The 16,558-nt window shown below is 34.5% G+C and carries 11 protein-coding genes, 2 rRNA genes and 2 pseudogenes; 4 read left to right on the top strand and 11 right to left on the bottom strand.

Annotated features, from left to right (window positions below; all coding sequences use genetic code 11):
• Positions 1–16 precede the first annotated feature (16 nt).
• Complete coding sequence (locus tag AAHN00_RS13890; protein WP_342270905.1) at positions 17–724, bottom strand: IS6 family transposase; 708 nt, start codon at positions 722–724, stop codon at positions 17–19.
• Positions 725–792: 68 nt separating this feature from the next.
• On the opposite strand from AAHN00_RS13890, the pseudogene AAHN00_RS13885 reads away from it, so the two are divergent.
• Positions 793–1,002: pseudogene (locus AAHN00_RS13885) on the top strand (DDE-type integrase/transposase/recombinase); the annotation flags it as partial.
• A gap of 78 nt (positions 1,003–1,080) precedes the next feature.
• On the opposite strand, the gene dnaQ reads toward AAHN00_RS13885, so the two are convergent.
• Together dnaQ and coaE (AAHN00_RS13875) are read right to left on the bottom strand one after the other, a co-directional pair.
• Positions 1,081–1,776: a DNA polymerase III subunit epsilon gene (gene dnaQ / locus AAHN00_RS13880; protein ID WP_342271618.1), complete on the bottom strand. Its 696-nt coding sequence runs from the start codon at positions 1,774–1,776 to the stop codon at positions 1,081–1,083.
• Entirely contained in the window at positions 1,764–2,339 is a 576-nt protein-coding gene (coaE, locus tag AAHN00_RS13875; protein WP_342271616.1) for a dephospho-CoA kinase, read from the bottom strand. Before coaE (AAHN00_RS13875) ends, dnaQ begins: the two co-directional genes overlap by 13 nt.
• Before the next feature lie 112 nt (positions 2,340–2,451).
• On the opposite strand from coaE (AAHN00_RS13875), the gene AAHN00_RS13870 reads away from it, so the two are divergent.
• A complete protein-coding gene (locus AAHN00_RS13870) occupies positions 2,452–2,631 on the top strand; it encodes a hypothetical protein (protein ID WP_342271617.1) in 180 nt (59 codons plus the stop codon).
• On the opposite strand, the pseudogene AAHN00_RS13865 reads toward AAHN00_RS13870, so the two are convergent.
• The 3 genes and pseudogenes from AAHN00_RS13865 to AAHN00_RS13855 all read right to left on the bottom strand — a co-directional run.
• Positions 2,605–2,739, bottom strand: a pseudogene (locus AAHN00_RS13865) (exonuclease domain-containing protein); the annotation flags it as partial. The gene AAHN00_RS13870 and the pseudogene AAHN00_RS13865 sit on opposite strands and share 27 nt — an antisense overlap.
• Complete coding sequence (gene coaE / locus AAHN00_RS13860) at positions 2,727–3,302, bottom strand: dephospho-CoA kinase (protein WP_342271616.1); 576 nt, start codon at positions 3,300–3,302, stop codon at positions 2,727–2,729. The pseudogene AAHN00_RS13865 and the gene coaE (AAHN00_RS13860), both read right to left, overlap by 13 nt.
• Before the next feature lie 53 nt (positions 3,303–3,355).
• Positions 3,356–3,589: a hypothetical protein gene (locus AAHN00_RS13855; RefSeq protein WP_342271615.1), complete on the bottom strand. Its 234-nt coding sequence runs from the start codon at positions 3,587–3,589 to the stop codon at positions 3,356–3,358.
• Positions 3,590–3,700: 111 nt separating this feature from the next.
• On the opposite strand from AAHN00_RS13855, the gene AAHN00_RS13850 reads away from it, so the two are divergent.
• The gene (locus AAHN00_RS13850; RefSeq protein WP_342271614.1) at positions 3,701–3,889 is read left to right on the top strand and encodes a hypothetical protein; all 189 of its coding nucleotides are present in this window, start codon (positions 3,701–3,703) and stop codon (positions 3,887–3,889) included.
• Between the two features lie 452 nt (positions 3,890–4,341).
• On the opposite strand, the gene AAHN00_RS13845 is transcribed toward AAHN00_RS13850, so the two are convergent.
• From AAHN00_RS13845 to odhB, 5 genes are all read right to left on the bottom strand, one after another.
• Entirely contained in the window at positions 4,342–5,280 is a 939-nt protein-coding gene (locus AAHN00_RS13845; RefSeq protein ID WP_342271613.1) for a DNA cytosine methyltransferase, read from the bottom strand.
• 1,301 nt (positions 5,281–6,581) lie between these two features.
• A 5S ribosomal RNA gene (rrf, locus tag AAHN00_RS13840) occupies positions 6,582–6,696 on the bottom strand.
• Between the two features lie 154 nt (positions 6,697–6,850).
• A 23S ribosomal RNA gene (locus AAHN00_RS13835) occupies positions 6,851–9,629 on the bottom strand.
• 199 nt (positions 9,630–9,828) lie between these two features.
• The gene (locus tag AAHN00_RS13830) at positions 9,829–14,268 is read right to left on the bottom strand and encodes a pentapeptide repeat-containing protein (RefSeq protein ID WP_342271612.1); all 4,440 of its coding nucleotides are present in this window, start codon (positions 14,266–14,268) and stop codon (positions 9,829–9,831) included.
• Positions 14,269–14,289: 21 nt separating this feature from the next.
• Positions 14,290–15,477, bottom strand: coding sequence for a 2-oxoglutarate dehydrogenase complex dihydrolipoyllysine-residue succinyltransferase (odhB, locus tag AAHN00_RS13825; RefSeq protein WP_342272690.1), 1,188 nt, complete (start codon positions 15,475–15,477; stop codon positions 14,290–14,292).
• A 434-nt stretch (positions 15,478–15,911) separates the two neighbouring features.
• Here odhB and AAHN00_RS13820 point away from each other — a divergent pair, with 434 nt between their 5' ends.
• Positions 15,912–16,157: a hypothetical protein gene (locus AAHN00_RS13820; protein ID WP_342271611.1), complete on the top strand. Its 246-nt coding sequence runs from the start codon at positions 15,912–15,914 to the stop codon at positions 16,155–16,157.
• Positions 16,158–16,558: the final 401 nt, after the last annotated feature.

Below are 16,558 nucleotides of genomic sequence, written 5' to 3'. Positions count from 1 at the left end.
ACTAAGGTTTTGGACATTATGATGCCATTAACATAGCAAAATTCTCAAAAGTAGAAAGATTATCATTAGCTCCAATTATTTGTCTTTTTTGCATCATACGAATATTTTCTATACCGGTAATAGTCATTTCTGCAGAATGAAAACTCTTAAAACCAAGCATTGGCTTTGTACGTTTTTTGATAAACCTATGATCTTGTTCTACAAGATTATTCAGGTATTTGGTCTGAATAACCTTAATTTTATAATCTTTAGGAACTTCTGTATTCAAATCATTAAGAGCAGCCGTATTACTACCGCTTTTATCAATTACTACTTTCTCAGGAAAATTATTCTCTCTAAAGGCTTTACGAAAAAATGCAAGTGCTGCAGGCTTGTCTCTATGCTTACGTAGCAGAAAGTCTACAGTATTACCAAGACTATCTAGTGCTCTATATAAATAAACCCATTTACCGTTTAATTTAATATAAGTCTCATCCATTCTCCAACTACTACCAACTGGCTTCTTTCTTTTTCTAACCACCTGATCTATCAATGGTACAAATTTTATAACCCATCTTTGTAATGTAGAGTGATCAATTTTTGCTCCCCTTATACTCATCATTTCTTCCAAATCTCGATAACTTAAAGAAAATCGGCATTTCATATAGACAAATAACATTATTATTTCTGGTGAAGAACAAAATCCTTTGAAATATGATAATAATCTTGCAGTAATACGAAACATCTTAACATCTTTTTTAGATCATTATATCAATCTTTTTTCTATTGTCCAACATATGCGACAGAACCATTCAGACCAAATACCTGAATAATCTTGTAGAACAAGATCATAGGTTTATCAAAAAACGTACAAAGCCAATGCTTGGTTTTAAGAGTTTTCATTCTGCAGAAATGACTATTACCGGTATAGAAAATATTCGTATGATGCAAAAAAGACAAATAATTGGAGCTAATGATAATCTTTCTACTTTTGAGAATTTTGCTATGTTAATGGCATCATAATGTCCAAAACCTTAGTTTTAACAATCTTGATGTAGTATGATTTATAGATGCGACAAAACCCACTTTCGCACACTGGTTCTACAACCAAATTGGAGAAAGAATTTTTGACAAAAACTCTTTATGTTTTTGTAATTCTTCCTTAGTTGGTTTGATAACTATAGTATTCTTTTTATTTGCCATAGTAGTTTGAACCGCTAACTCGTCTATATTCTGTACCTTTTGGCTATTAATATTGAAACTTATCTGCCTACCTCCAGTAAGTTCAACATAAACTTCTGCCAGTAATGCCGCATCTTTAAGTGCCCCATGCAACTTACGTGAGGAATTGTCAATTTTATATCTTTTACATAATGCGTCAAGATTAGCTTTCATTCCAGGAAACATCTTCCGAGCTAAAGCAAGAGTATCGATAATATTGGAAAGTTCTAAATACTCTGTAGAAGGTCTTTTGAGCAGAGATAACTCATAATTAATAAATTTAATATCGAATGCTGCATTATGTATAATAAGCCTGCTATTGCTAATAAACCCTAAGAACTCGTCAACAATTTCTTCAAAAGGTGGTTTGTCTTTTAAAAATTCTCCCGATATGCCATGTATTCGATAAGCTTCCGTCGGCATATCTCGCTTTGGATTAATATAAAAATGAAAATATTTGCCGGTTAAAACTTTATTAACCATCTCAATAGCACCAATCTCAACAATTCGGTGACCATTTTTGGGGTCTAAACCAGTTGTCTCAGTATCTAAAATTACTTCTCTTAATTGCTGCATTTTAATTTTTCTATTAGTTGAGTTATTTGTTTATCTAAATCTACTAGATTAACATCAGTATTAATAACAAAATCTGCTTTTTCTATTTTAATCTGTTGTGGCAATTGAATTTGTGCTATTTTATTATAAGCTGTTAAATTAAAAGCCTCTCTAGACATTGCACGTTTTAATCTAGATTCTTCTGAGCAGAATGTTGTAACATAAAAATCAAAATATTGATCAAATCCAGCTTCAAAAAGTAATGGTATCTCAGCAAATGTAATCTCTGATTTACTATTTTGCTGTTTAAAAAGAAACAAACTTTCCACTACAAATGGATGAATAAAATTTTGCAGTTTGTTTCTTGCTGAATCATTAGCATAGATTAGCTCTGCAATTTTTCTTTTATCAAAGCTTTTTAGATCAGGTAGTAAGTTAAGAACCATATTTTGTATTTCTGACTCTTCGTATAGGTTCTTAACATATTCGTCAGCAGAAAAAGTTGTAAATCCTAGATTAGCTAAATAATTTAAGACAAAAGTTTTCCCTGAAGCATAACTACCGGTGATTCCTACCGCGATCATTCTAGTTAACCACTCTGCACTGCAAGTGCAGAGCTTAATATTACGGCATGAATGCCTCATGTATGTACTAACTTAAAAGTTAGAAACTATTTGTGTATGGCTCATTTAGAAAGTGTCACAACACAAAAAGAATATATCTGTGAAGTGTAAGATTTTGTTAAAAAATATCTGTATGATTCATTCTTATCTTTTCTTGATAAGATATTTAAAATTTATGTTGAAACGACGCACTGCAAGTGCGGGGTTTTTCTCCCAAAGTGGGACAATAAAAATGAAAATATTTGCCGGTTAAAACTTTATTAACCATCTCAATAGCACCAATCTCAACAATTCGGTGACCATTTTTGGGGTCTAAACCAGTTGTCTCAGTATCTAAAATTACTTCTCTTAATTGCTGCATTTTAATTTTTCTATTAGTTGAGTTATTTGTTTATCTAAATCTACTAGATTAACATCAGTATTAATAACAAAATCTGCTTTTTCTATTTTAATCTGTTGTGGCAATTGAATTTGTGCTATTTTATTATAAGCTGTTAAATTAAAAGCCTCTCTAGACATTGCACGTTTTAATCTAGATTCTTCTGAGCAGAATGTTGTAACATAAAAATCAAAATATTGATCAAATCCAGCTTCAAAAAGTAATGGTATCTCAGCAAATGTAATCTCTGATTTACTATTTTGCTGTTTAAAAAGAAACAAACTTTCCACTACAAATGGATGAATAAAATTTTGCAGTTTGTTTCTTGCTGAATCATTAGCATAGATTAGCTCTGCAATTTTTCTTTTATCAAAGCTTTTTAGATCAGGTAGTAAGTTAAGAACCATATTTTGTATTTCTGACTCTTCGTATAGGTTCTTAACATATTCGTCAGCAGAAAAAGTTGTAAATCCTAGATTAGCTAAATAATTTAAGACAAAAGTTTTCCCTGAAGCATAACTACCGGTGATTCCTACCGCGATCATTCTAATAAATATTTTATTTTTTCTAAGTAATTTTCACTTTAAGGGATTTAAATTTAGATAACGTAATTACCTAACTCATAATTTTTCATTTCTTTTATAAATTCATACATTCTCAGTTGCAATTGAATGTTATTACCTGGGTGAGTTGGGTCGGTTTTTATTTTATGCGAACATAACTTACCATTTCCCCCTTTTCTTTTAAAAGTTATCAAATTACCAATAAGCAAATTACCACCTTTAGATGTAAAAGATATGTCATATTTTAAATGTTTTAAAATATTTTTCATTGAGTTAACCACTCTGCACTGCAAGTGCAGAGCTTAATATTACGGCATGAATGCCTCATGTATGTACTAACTTAAAAGTTAGAAACTATTTGTGTATGGCTCATTTAGAAAGTGTCACAACACAAAAAGAATATATCTGTGAAGTGTAAGATTTTGTTAAAAAATATCTGTATGATTCATTCTTATCTTTTCTTGATAAGATATTTAAAATTTATGTTGAAACGACGCACTGCAAGTGCGGGGTTTTTCTCCCAAAGTGGGACAATAAATATGCATCATACTTTCTTGTCTATCGTATAGTACTAGTATTTCTCGAGATTTTTTATAAGACATAGACCATTCCACTATATCTTTTACAATAGGTTTAAATATTAATACTGCTTTCTCTTTTTCACTTTTTGGAAAAAAATCATATTTTGTAGCTCCTCTTTTGGCTTTTTCAACAAGTAGATTTTGCAACCACGTTAAGCAATCCAAATTAAATTTTTCGCAGAACTTTTCAGGTGTGGTTCTTGTTAGTTGATTTAAACCAGTCTTAAAAGCCTTTATATTGGCATCAATATTTCTCCCACAAGAAAATTCCATTTTTACATCTACTGTTTCATTATGTACTCCACTACAAATCGCAGTTATGAAGTTTCCTTGTATTTTAAAGTTTTCTTGAATTTTTTGTATGATTTTTTGATGATCTCCTATGCTATTTTTAAACAGAACCTCAACATTTTTTCCTATATAAGCATTTCTATTCATAATTATGATATTCCAATTGAATCATAAATATTACTGATCATCTTTGGTATAACAGCATTGCCAAGCTGTTGATAACCTTTTATCCCTTCTATAACATGGTGATTTTTTGGAAATCCCATTAAGTTTTTACATTCATTAACTGATAATCGTCTAATTCTATTATTAATTAAATATAAGCCAGTTCTTGCACCCACTCCTCCACCAAAAGCGGAAAGAGTTATTGCATGTCCCAAGGGGCTATAGATTCTTTCTCCTTGACCGCCTTTATTAACATAACCAATTCTTAGAGGTCTTAAATTTCTTTCAATTTCTTTATTGCCATCTATTACTATGTCATCTCTTTTAATATATAAACTATCATCAACTTTTTCTTCTAAAATATCATCCAAATAAACTTTTGCAAAAGTTTCTTTTGGCGGTAAATATTTAAATTTTAGATCACTATCGTAATCTTTACGTAAACAAACAAAATAAACCCTTTCTCTTGATTGAGGTATACCAAAAAAAGAAGAATTTAGAATATGCCTATAAACTTTATAACCAATTTCATCCAATTTTATATCTATTGTTTTAATTACCGATCCATTATCAATATTAATTATATTTTTGACGTTCTCAAGCAATACAACATATGGTTTATGATATTGGGCGATTCTAATTATTTCATAAAATAATCTTCCGTTACTGCCTTTTAATCCCAATTGCTTACCAGAAATACTAAAGGGTTGACAAGGAAAACCTGCACATAGAATATCGTGTTTTGGTATTTTTTTTTCTGAGATTTCATTTAAATCGCCATAAGGTCTTTCTCCGAAATTTTTTACATAAGTTTCTTGAATATCCTTATCTATATCTGAAGAAAAAACACACTCCATTCCTTTTCCTTCTAAAGCAATCCTAAATCCACCAATACCGCAAAACAAGTCTATAAATTTATACACATAATTCCTGTTTAAATAAGTTATGATATAGTTAATTCCGTTAGATTTGATCAGGGCAATTTAAGAATTGTACCAATAGTTGGTATAAATATAATCTTAACTACTATCGATGTCATTCCTGCAAAAGTGGAAATGACATCGCTTTTAGCTAAAAGTTCCTTGGATTAGGTATATAGAATGTTGGCAAAGTCATATAAATGCTATATAAAGCAAATTTTTAAGTAATTCTTTAGTTAAATTGCCAACAAAAAAGTAAAATTATATAATATATTCTCAAAATATGACGATAATTTTACTTTATTACTACTTTGCCAACACCCTTTAATATCATTTGAGTATATATACTCTAGAATAGAAAATCAAGAATTGCATCGTCATTATCCAAGATTTTTGCGGTACTCAGCTGTATTTTTTACTCAAAAATTCTTCAGTTCACGGGTAGTCCTATTATTGCAATATACTTTTTGGACTAAAAATGACCCCAAAAATATACATATATAAACTGTTAATGAATATGCACATTTAAATAATACTTCTTTTAAAAACATCGACAAAACTCTACTTGTAGAGAATATATTTACAAAAAATCCTGACATCACAATGCCATCTACAACCGCACCCATCATTAAACCAGCAAAATTTCTTGTATTCAAAGAACATGTTGACTTGAGTTGTACAAATATACTTGTACTACAATATGTTGATAACAATATAGATACAAATGATACGAGTATAATTCCATTAATAACACGACCATGAATATAATAATTGAAGTCCCATAACAAACAAAAGCTTACTATTATACTCAACGTTACAGCAATCCAAGCTTTTTTCCTACCATATAGTTCAGATATGATATTTGCAGTTATAGCTAAAAACACAAATACTAAAGAACACTGAGATATTTTATTAAAAAGATTTAATGAATAAGTGAATATACCAAGTAGTATTACTAGTAGTATGTAAAACTTAGTGTTAATATTGTTCATATTACCTCCTTCTTTTTGTTCTAATTTTATCAAATAATATGGATTATTGTTAGTAGATAATTTAGTTGATTTTTTAAAACTTACTTTTTAAAAGACTTGCTTGCAAGGGTAGTTAAATGATTTGGAGAATTGGAGAATTGGAACACAAAACAACAAATGTCTAATGACAATTTGTATACTCTTACGCTTTTAAAAATTGTTTTTTAAAAACATCAAGAACTCACGTATTACTTTAGTTTACCCCTCATTTTCAAATGCAATTCGTAGGATCATTTGAGTGTACATGACCTTCACAAAAAACTTGCATTGCAAGCTTGGCAGCGACTTACTCTCCCATGCCTCAGGGCATAGTACCATCAGCACTACGAGGTTTCACGTTCGAGTTCGGTATGGGATCGGGTGTTTCACTCGTGCTATAACCACCAAGCTAGCAATACAAATTTTTTTATATATAGACTTCTTTAGACATTTATTCATAGAACCATAATTTCAAAAGAGGTCTAAAATTTGAGTTGTTGATAAAACTGAAAACCTTTTTATGTTTCTTGCAGAATTAATGCTGTACACAAGTACAACCTCAGCAAAGTAAAACAATCGAGCTATTAGTACTAGTTAGCTACACACGTTACCGTGCTTCCACACCTAGCCTATCAACGTGGTGGTCTTCCACGGCTCTGATAGGGAAGTCTAGTTTTGAGGTGGGTTTCCCGCTTAGATGCATTCAGCGGTTATCCCTTCCGTACTTAGCTACCCAGCTATGCCGCTGGCGCGACAACTAGTCCACCAGAGGTACGTCCACCTCGGTCCTCTCGTACTAAAGGCAGATCCTCTCAAACTTCCTACACCCACGGCAGATAGGGACCAAACTGTCTCACGACGTTCTAAACCCAGCTCACGTACCACTTTAATCGGCGAACAGCCGAACCCTTGGGACCTTCTCCAGCCCCAGGATGTGATGAGCCGACATCGAGGTGCCAAACGATTTCGTCGCTATGGACGCTTGGAAATCATCAGCCTGTTATCCCCGGAGTACCTTTTATTCGTTGAGCGATGGCCCTTCCACTCGGGACCACCGGATCACTATGACCGACTTTCGTCTCTGCTCGTCTTGTCAGACTCGCAGTCAGGCTAGCTTATGCCATTGCACTCTAACAGTTGATTTCCGACCAACTTGAGCTAACCATCGCGCGCCTCCGTTACTCTTTGGGAGGCGACCGCCCCAGTCAAACTACCCACCATGCATTGTCTCGGACCCTGATTCAAGGATCGCGGTTAGATATCAAGAATCAAAAGGGTGGTATCTCAAGGATGACTCCACAGTGGCTTGTGCCACCGCTTCATAGTCTCCCACCTATCCTGCACATCTAATTCCTAATACCAGTGCAAAGCTATAGTAAAGGTTCACGGGGTCTTTCCGTCTAACCGCGGGAACTCCGCATCTTCACGGAGAATTCAATTTCGCTGAGTCGATACTGGAGACAGCGGGGAAATCGTTACGCCATTCGTGCGGGTCGGAACTTACCCGACAAGGAATTTCGCTACCTTAGGACCGTCATAGTTACGGCCGCCGTTCACTGGGACTTCAATTCAGAGCTTGCACCCCTCCTCTTAATCTTCCAGCACTGGGCAGGCGTCAGACCCTATACTTCGTCTATTGACTTTGCAGAGCCCTGTGTTTTTAATAAACAGTCGCTACCCCCTGGCTTGTGTCACCTATAAATGGTTGCCCATATATAGGTCATCCTTCTCCCGAAGTTACAGATGCAATTTGCCTAGTTCCTTCAGCATCGTTCTCTCAAGCGCCTAGGTATACTCTACCTGTCCACCTGTGTCGGTTTAGGGTACGGTCTTTAATAAGGGTGTTATTTCCTGGAAGATATTCACTGCATATAACAATCCAATAAGCATATACAATTTACTATCTTCGTCACACCCTTTCGGTTCAGGAATATTAACCTGATTCCCATCGATTACGCCTTTCAGCCTCACCTTAGGGACCGACTAAACCTGCGCAGATTAACTTTACGCAGGAACCCTTGGACTTTCGGCGAGAATGTTTCTCACATTCTTTATCGCTACTTATGTCAGCATTCTCACTTCCGATACCTCCAGCAAACTTCACAGTTCACCTTCACAGACTTACGGAACGCTCCGCTACCATCTGCACTATTAAAGTGCAAATCCGCATCTTCGGTACATGACTTGAGCCCCGTTACATTGTTGGCGCAGGAAAACTTATTTAGACTAGTGAGCTATTACGCTTTCTTTAAATGATGGCTGCTTCTAAGCCAACATCCTAGTTGTTTTGGTTTTCTCACATCCTTTAACACTTAGTCATGATTTAGGGACCTTAGATGGCGGTCTGGGCTTTTTCCCTCTCGACTATGGACCTTAGCACCCACAGTCTGTCTGCTATGCTGTACTCGTCGACATTCGGAGTTTGGTTGAGTTTGGTAAGTCTGTAGGACCCCCTAGCTCATCCAGTGCTCTACCTTCGACGGTAATCGCTATAACGCTCTACCTAAATAGATTTCGCGGAGAACCAGCTATATCCGAGTTTGATTGGCCTTTCACCCCTAGCCACAACTCATCCCCTACTTTTTCAACAGTAGTGGGTTCGGTCCTTCAGCGGATATTACTCCACCTTCAACCTGGCCATGGCTAGATCACTCGGTTTCGGGTCTAATTCATCTAACTAAAGTCGCCCTATTCAGACTCGCTTTCGCTACGCCTACACCTAACGGCTTAAGCTTGCTAGATAAACTAAGTCGCTGACCCATTATACAAAAGGTACGCCGTCACAGGACATATAAACGAGTTTAAAACTCAATGTCTGCTCCGACTGCTTGTAAGCATTCGGTTTCAGGTCTATTTCACTCCCCTTATCGGGGTTCTTTTCACCTTTCCCTCACGGTACTTGTTCACTATCGGTCACTAGAGAGTACTTAGGCTTAGAGGGTGGTCCCCCTATGTTCAAACAGGATTTCACGTGTCCCGCCTTACTCAAGGACTCCAAAACTTTTTACCTATAAGGGGCTATCACCCTCTATGGCCAACCTTTCCATGTTGTTCTAGTTTTTATTCTGAAGCCACTGGCCTGGTCCGCGTTCGCTCGTCACTACTAACGGAGTCTCGGTTGATGTCCTTTCCTCCAGCTATTGAGATATTTCAGTTCACTGGGTTTGCTTCGCATAGCTATGTATTCACTATACGATACCTGCTAAGCAGGTGGGTTTCCCCATTCGGAAATCTTCGGATCAAAGCTTATTCGCAGCTCCCCGAAGCTTATCGCAGCGTATTACGTCCTTCATCGCCTTCTAGTGCCAAGGCATCCACCAAATGCTCTTATTTTATTTACTTTGATTCTTTTAAAGCTTGAGATTGTACGATGTGTACAGAACCAATTCTGCTACTTATACAGTATCCACTCACGATCATAAATTTTTATTATCGCAGTGTGTATTTAGTTTTCAGTTTTATCAACTTTTCAAACAGCTACAGGATTTTTGCCCTGTGTGAAGTTTTATACCGATTATTCAGAACAATGTCAAACATTATTTTATCTGATTAACAGATTTGTTTGTCTTTCTTTGTTAGCATTTCTATCATATCTTTCTCTATGTTCATTTGATGATATTGTTTGACTTGCTTTAGGTACTGGTGGAATAACTTCTATTTTTTTTACAGTAGCTTTATTCAAATCTACATTTTTTAGCAAAGGATTTGATTTAACTTCTTCGCTTATATTCCCAACAACTCTTATATTATCTAAATTCATTGTTTTTTCCGGATGTTTTTTATTATATTTTTTAATTTCCGGAAGAAGTGTAGTTAAAGTATTACCATCAATGGTAGCTCCTTCAAAGTCTATATGTTCTTTAAAAGTAACTCTCTTAAAAGAGCATTCTTTCAACTCAGCATTTTTCAGAGAACATTTTCCTAACGTCACTTCATTAAAATTAAACCCTTTAATTTCAAAATTATCTAATTTCATATCTACTTTTTCAAAAGATAATCCTCTCAAATCTTTATTATTTAAGGAATAATAAAGTATCGGTGAATACTCAGATGAATTATTTCGACTATATTTCTCAGCCTGCTCCTGAAAGATAGAAGATAAATCTATTTTCTTGTCTGACTTAGCTATCACAAGAGGATTGGACAAAACATCTTCCATAATTTGGTTCATTTTTTCACTAATTACTTTTTCACGTGTTGAATTAGACACAAAATGTTTTTGAAAATTATACTTCCAAAGGTTAACAGTAGCTTCTACAGCTAAACTTAGAACTTTTGTATCAGATAACAAATTAATCAACGGATGAACCATTGCACTATATTCTCCCTTCTTATATGAAGCCGTTATTGTTCCTACTTCCTTAGCATGATCCCCTAGTGCTTTAACAATTGCTTCACCTTTTAGTTTTAGTTTTTTACCCATCTCGGTTTCATTTAAAAATTTCTCAACCACAGGACCAAGGTCTTTAGCATGTTTTATTAAAAGCTCAGGTATTTTTTCTTGTAAAACTTCTTTAACCTTAGGATTATCCTTATTAAACTTAATAAGAGAGTTTACTAATTTACCAACTTTTTCTGCTTGCTTGGATTCAGGTACGTTCATAACCTCTTTAGTTTGCTCAATGATTCGCTCTAACCCCTCTTTGTCTGCTAAACAACTTTCAGTAAGTTCTGCTATTATCGGTAAAACATCAACAATAAATGGAATAGTTGCTGCTGTTGCATCACGTACAAATTTAGGATTCAGACCAAGATATCTTATATTTTGCTGCACTTCTGTTTTATCTAAAAATTCTAAAATATTCTTTTTATTATCAGCAAAATATTGTGGTAGAGTCGATTTTAAGGCAGGAGCTAGATCTTGAACAACCTTACTAGTATTATCTAAAATAGACAATATCATGGCTTTTTGTGTTTCCACTATTTCTTCTATTCGAGTCGAAGATAAATTGTTATCAGCCAATAATTCCAAGCCAATATCTTGATGTTTCATATAGAACTCATAAATCGTAACCATTTCAGGAGTATGATCTAATATCGTACTACTTGCATTAGTTGCTAGTGATACAGTATCCCTAAAAAATTCTTTTGACACAAATCTAGTAAATTTATCGTCTAGAACATTCTCAGCAATTTTGGTAATTTCTTTTTGATTAGCTGAATCACGTAAAAACTCAACTAAATCTTTTTTGACTACTTCTGCTACTTTAGGGCTGGTAAAGATTTCTAAAGCATTTTTAATGATATCACGCCCTGAATTCTCGTTAGAAATTATTAGATTTTTATAAATTTCTTGTACTTTTTTATTTGATTCTCCTTCTAATACGCCACCTCCTAATTTTAGCACCAACGGCACTATCCTTCTAATAAAATTTTTATCTACTCCATCAAATATATCAGGATTAACTCTACTAGCTTCTGTAGGTGAAATCATTGGAGCGGGATTTAACACAGCTTCTAAAACTGGCAACAAAACACGCTGAGCGATCTGATCTTTCAATAGATCAGATCGTGCTTCATTCAGAGCAGAAATATATATATCAGCCACTGCACCAGCTCCCTTGATTAGATTAGATACATGCTCTACTTGTTCTTTTTGTAATTTTTGCCTTTCTTCAATTAGCAACTTATCACTTAATAATTTTCCACTCACTTCTTGAAATTTCAGGAAATCAGCATATAGCTCATCATATAATAGCTTCTTTGTATCCAGCGGATTCCTAATAGCTGAAGGTACTATAGTAGTAACATCAAGAAGAAATGCCCCTGTCTCTTTTAATAAACCTATAGCGATGTGAGGTAAATTCTCTAGTGTTAATTCTAATTGCTCCGCTTTTTTTACTTGCTCCAATTGTTTTTGCTCTTCTTGAAGCTTTTGCGGAATAATTTCTTGACCATTCTGAATGAATGTGCCTTGTAAACCAATCAAATTTACGTCCACAATATCAGTATAAATATCGACCGTAGCTTTAGACAAATCAGCCTCAGCTAACTTTGCCGCACGTAAATTAACTCCTTCTAACTTAACCTTTTCTGCTTGTACTTTTTCCAATATCGCTTGCTGCAATTTTGATTTTGTAAGATCACCATTCATGAATATTACTTCGGTAAAATCCCCTTCCTGAGCGTCAATACTCCTCATTATACTATTCGAGAAATCAGCCTTTTGTGCATGAACTTTTTTTAGTATACTATAACTTGCATTGATTCCTTTAGCCTTCGCTCCTTCTAAAATCGCCTCTGTTAAGTTAGCAAATTTGACCTCTACTCCTTCTAAAATTGCATTTCTGAAATTCGCCTTTTGTGCTTCCACCATATTTAGATTGGCATTAATAAAATTCACTCCTTCAGCATTAATCCTTCTTAGAATAGCTGCTTCTAAATTCGCTCCATCCAACTTAGTCAAACCACTTAACTCAGCATCCGACAAATCTAATCCTTTTGCTTCTATGTTCTGCAATATAGTATCTTTAAATTTTGCCTTATGTGCTTCAACCTTTTCCATCAAAGCATCAGATAAATCACTCTCTATAATTTGACACTCTGTTAAAACAGCTTGATATAATATTGCATGCTGCATTTGTATTCTTCGTAAATCTGCTGAGATTAAAGAAATACCTTGCAAATCTGCCTGATTAAATGTTGAATCAGTCAATTTTGCGTAATCCCATTTACCTTTTTTTATATTCGCATAATCAAAGTTGGAGTTACTTATCGCAACCTCTTGACCATTAGAGCGAGCCATAAAAGCATGAACAAACTGACTCTTATCAGTAACAGTTGATTTACTTAAATTACTATTAAAGAAATTGGCATTATCTGCTTTAACCCCTATAAAATTAGCTGCTATAAGCTCTGCCCCTTCAAAATTTGCTTCACTAATATCAGTACCATTAAATCTGCATCCGGATAAAACGGACCCTGCGAACACAGCACCCCCTAAATCTGCTCCAGAGAAATCTAAATTAGATAAATCAACTCTATTATACCATTCATTATTAGTAGAAATATCAACTCTACTCGAGCAATCGGCAATAATTCTTGCCCCTTCTTTTATCTGCGATTGATCCAATTTGCTTTTAGCAAAATCATTTAAACTTAAATCTTTATTGCTCTTTCTCTCCTCTAAATATTCCTCTATATCTTTCCGAACTAAACGTACATATTGAGTTTCTTGATCTCGCTGTTCTTTAGTTGATCCTCGCACATAAGCTGGATCAAAAGTACAGCTCTCACTGCCAAAAATATTTTGAAAAGTTTCATGCATTGAATTATCTTCTCTAGGAAATATTTTTTGCCCAACCATTAGTTGCAGCTCTTCTTGCAACCTATCATATTCTGAATTCCCGGTTTTATAACCTCCAATACGCCAAGCCTGAGCTTTCAAGCTTAACTTCTTCTCCGCCTCCTCTAATTCTTTTTGTTTACTACTTATAAGATCTTGCTGCTCTTTTTTGCGAACTAAGTCACTTTTTATGTCAGCATATTTTCTGCCTAAAGAAGAAGTGGTACTGAATTTTATCCCCTCAATATCACGTTCTTTCCCTATTTGAGAGTATCCTTTATAGCCATCAGAAAACCTACAATTAGCAAGGTCAGCCCCTCTAAAATCTATGTTTTTTAGAATAGTATCTTCGAAATAAGCATTGTCAAAATCAACATCACAAAACACCGCATCAGCTAAATTACATCCTGTAAAAGTAGTATTTTTAAGTATACAACCAGTAAAATCTCCTCCGCTTAGGTCTATTACATTACCAGATCTACTAAAAGTCCTATCGGATAAATCTGCAACTACTACTACATTATCATCTGAAAAATATTTTTCCTTTAAATATTGGTTAAGTCTTAAACTTTCCTTAGGGTTACTTGCTAAAGTTGCATGCTGAGCTGTAATATAATCCTTTATATCCTTGCTAGTAGGACGAAATTTTTCAATCTTAACAGCGAGATCATAGAAAACAGGTTTATTTTTCACCATAACTTATACTCCTTCTTTGTATTAAAGATTTAATAACAATTTCTCAGGATTCTCAATCAATTCCTTTATTTTTACAAGAAAAGTAACTGCTTCTTTGCCATCAATAATACGATGATCATAAGATAAAGCAACGTACATCATGGGACGTATTTCTATCTTACCATTAACCACTACTGGTCTTTCTTCAGTCTTGTGAAGACCTAAAATACCTGATTGAGGAGGATTAATAATCGGAGTTGATAATAGTGATCCATAAACACCGCCATTTGAAATGGTAAATGTTCCACCTGATAAATCAGACATAGATAATTTTCCTTCTCTAGCCTTTTTACCCAAACCAGCAATTTCTTTCTCAACCTTAGCAAAACTCAATTTATCAGCCTGCCTAACTATTGGCACTACTAGACCCTGCTCTGTTCCTACTGCAACACCAATATCATAATAATTCTTATATAGAATCTCATCCCCTTCTATCTCGGCATTTACCGATGGAACTGCTTTAAGAGCTTCAATAGTAGCTTTTACAAAAAATGACATAAATCCCAGCTTAACGCCATGCTTCTTCTCAAACTCTTCACGATACTGCATACGCAAATTAATAACTTTCAACATATCAATTTCATTAAAAGTAGTTAGAATGGCTGCAGTATTTTGTGATTGTTTTAAACGATCCGCTATAGTTTTACGAAGACGTGACATTTTAACACGCTCAACCATCCCTTCATTTGCACGTACAACATTGGCTATAACAGGTAATTCTGTTTCTTTCACAGGCGGGGTATTTATGAACTCTAGTACATCTCCCTTGGTTACTCTGCCTTCTCGACCAGTACCTTTTATGTCAGCTAATTGCAGTTTATTTTCGCTCACTAATCTTTGCACCGAGGGCGGAATATCAAGCTTGTTTATACTTGCAGGTTGCTGTTTTATCTCTTTGTCTAATGTACTAGGTGAAGCTACACTAGAAACTGCTCCTTCGGTAATTTGTCCTACGCTCTCACCCACATATACTGTATCGCCCTCATTCTTAAGGATTTTGCTTATTACACCAGAGGAAAGTGCATTTACTTCTAACGTAACTTTCTCTGTCTCAAGTTCTAAAAGTAGTTCATCCACTTTTACCGCATCTCCTTGTTTTTTATGCCACTTAGCAATAGCCGCTTCTGATACAGACTCTCCAAGAGATGGAACTATAATTTCAATACTCATAATTATTTTATTCTCCCAATTATATTCTATTATACTATTATTTATATCTTGCACTAATAACAAAAATTGTTTTAGCACTCAAATGATGTTAAAAACATCTATCTATAAAACATCTATTTTTTGCAGTCATTTTAGTATACTATTATTTTATTTACCACTAATATATATTAAGGATATTATAGGGAATGAAATGAAAGATCGGAAAGAAATTGAGCCATACATGGCATATAAGCCTACTCAGATATATAATGTCTTGAAAGATTTATCTAGAAAGCAAGAATATAAACTATCAGCAGAGACGTATGAAAATCCGGGAAATCCTGAGAGTTAACCACTCTGCACTGCAAGTGCAGAGCTTAATATTACGGCATGAATGCCTCATGTATGTACTAACTTAAAAGTTAGAAACTATTTGTGTATGGCTCATTTAGAAAGTGTCACAACACAAAAAGAATATATCTGTGAAGTGTAAGATTTTGTTAAAAAATATCTTATCTTATCTTTTCTTGATAAGATATTTAAAATTTATGTTGAAACGACGCACTGCAAGTGCGGGGTTTTTCTCCCAAAGTGGGACAATAAAATCAATTATTATCTCAAAAAAGACAATAATTATATCACTGCCCCATCTCATGATGCTCAAAAAGGTAGTACGCTTACAACAACTGCAGCCCCATTAAAGGATACACTTGGAGTATTAAACCAAGATCCTAATTGGGAGAAAGCAATAATTCCTATTTGTCAGTCTAACAAATATTTTTTTGGACTTCTGACAAGGAGACACTTCACATATTTAGAACTTAATAAAGATACTGCTGGCAATATAACATCTCATCATCATGATTCCAAAGGATGGCTTAGCCGTTTCTACCCACTAAAACCAATTAGAGACTCACTAGAAGAAACATTTGGAAAAGATAGAGTTACCTTTAAATCATCATATCTAGGTCATCAGAAAATAGCTGATAATATAAATTGCGGTCGATTTATCCTGTCTTATATAAAAAACGTTATTACTGGTGATCCTGCTAAAACTCAATAACAACCAGCTGAAGCTGGTGGGTTGATATCTAGACTGGAA

Origin of the sequence: Candidatus Tisiphia endosymbiont of Parasteatoda lunata, assembly GCF_964030955.1 — a bacterium.
Lineage (GTDB): Bacteria > Pseudomonadota > Alphaproteobacteria > Rickettsiales > Rickettsiaceae > Tisiphia.
Note: the sequence above shows the minus strand (reverse complement) of the source record. Positions and strands in the feature narration are given on the sequence as shown.

Coding starts and splice junctions, on each gene's coding strand:
- odhB (WP_342272690.1), bottom strand. CDS start 15,477: ATGAGTATTGAAATTATAGTTCCATCTCTTGGAGAGTCTGTATCAGAA.
- AAHN00_RS13890 (WP_342270905.1), bottom strand. CDS start 724: ATGTTTCGTATTACTGCAAGATTATTATCATATTTCAAAGGATTTTGT.
- dnaQ (WP_342271618.1), bottom strand. CDS start 1,776: ATGCAGCAATTAAGAGAAGTAATTTTAGATACTGAGACAACTGGTTTA.
- AAHN00_RS13830 (WP_342271612.1), bottom strand. CDS start 14,268: ATGGTGAAAAATAAACCTGTTTTCTATGATCTCGCTGTTAAGATTGAA.
- AAHN00_RS13855 (WP_342271615.1), bottom strand. CDS start 3,589: ATGAAAAATATTTTAAAACATTTAAAATATGACATATCTTTTACATCT.
- coaE (WP_342271616.1), bottom strand. CDS start 3,302: ATGATCGCGGTAGGAATCACCGGTAGTTATGCTTCAGGGAAAACTTTT.
- coaE (WP_342271616.1), bottom strand. CDS start 2,339: ATGATCGCGGTAGGAATCACCGGTAGTTATGCTTCAGGGAAAACTTTT.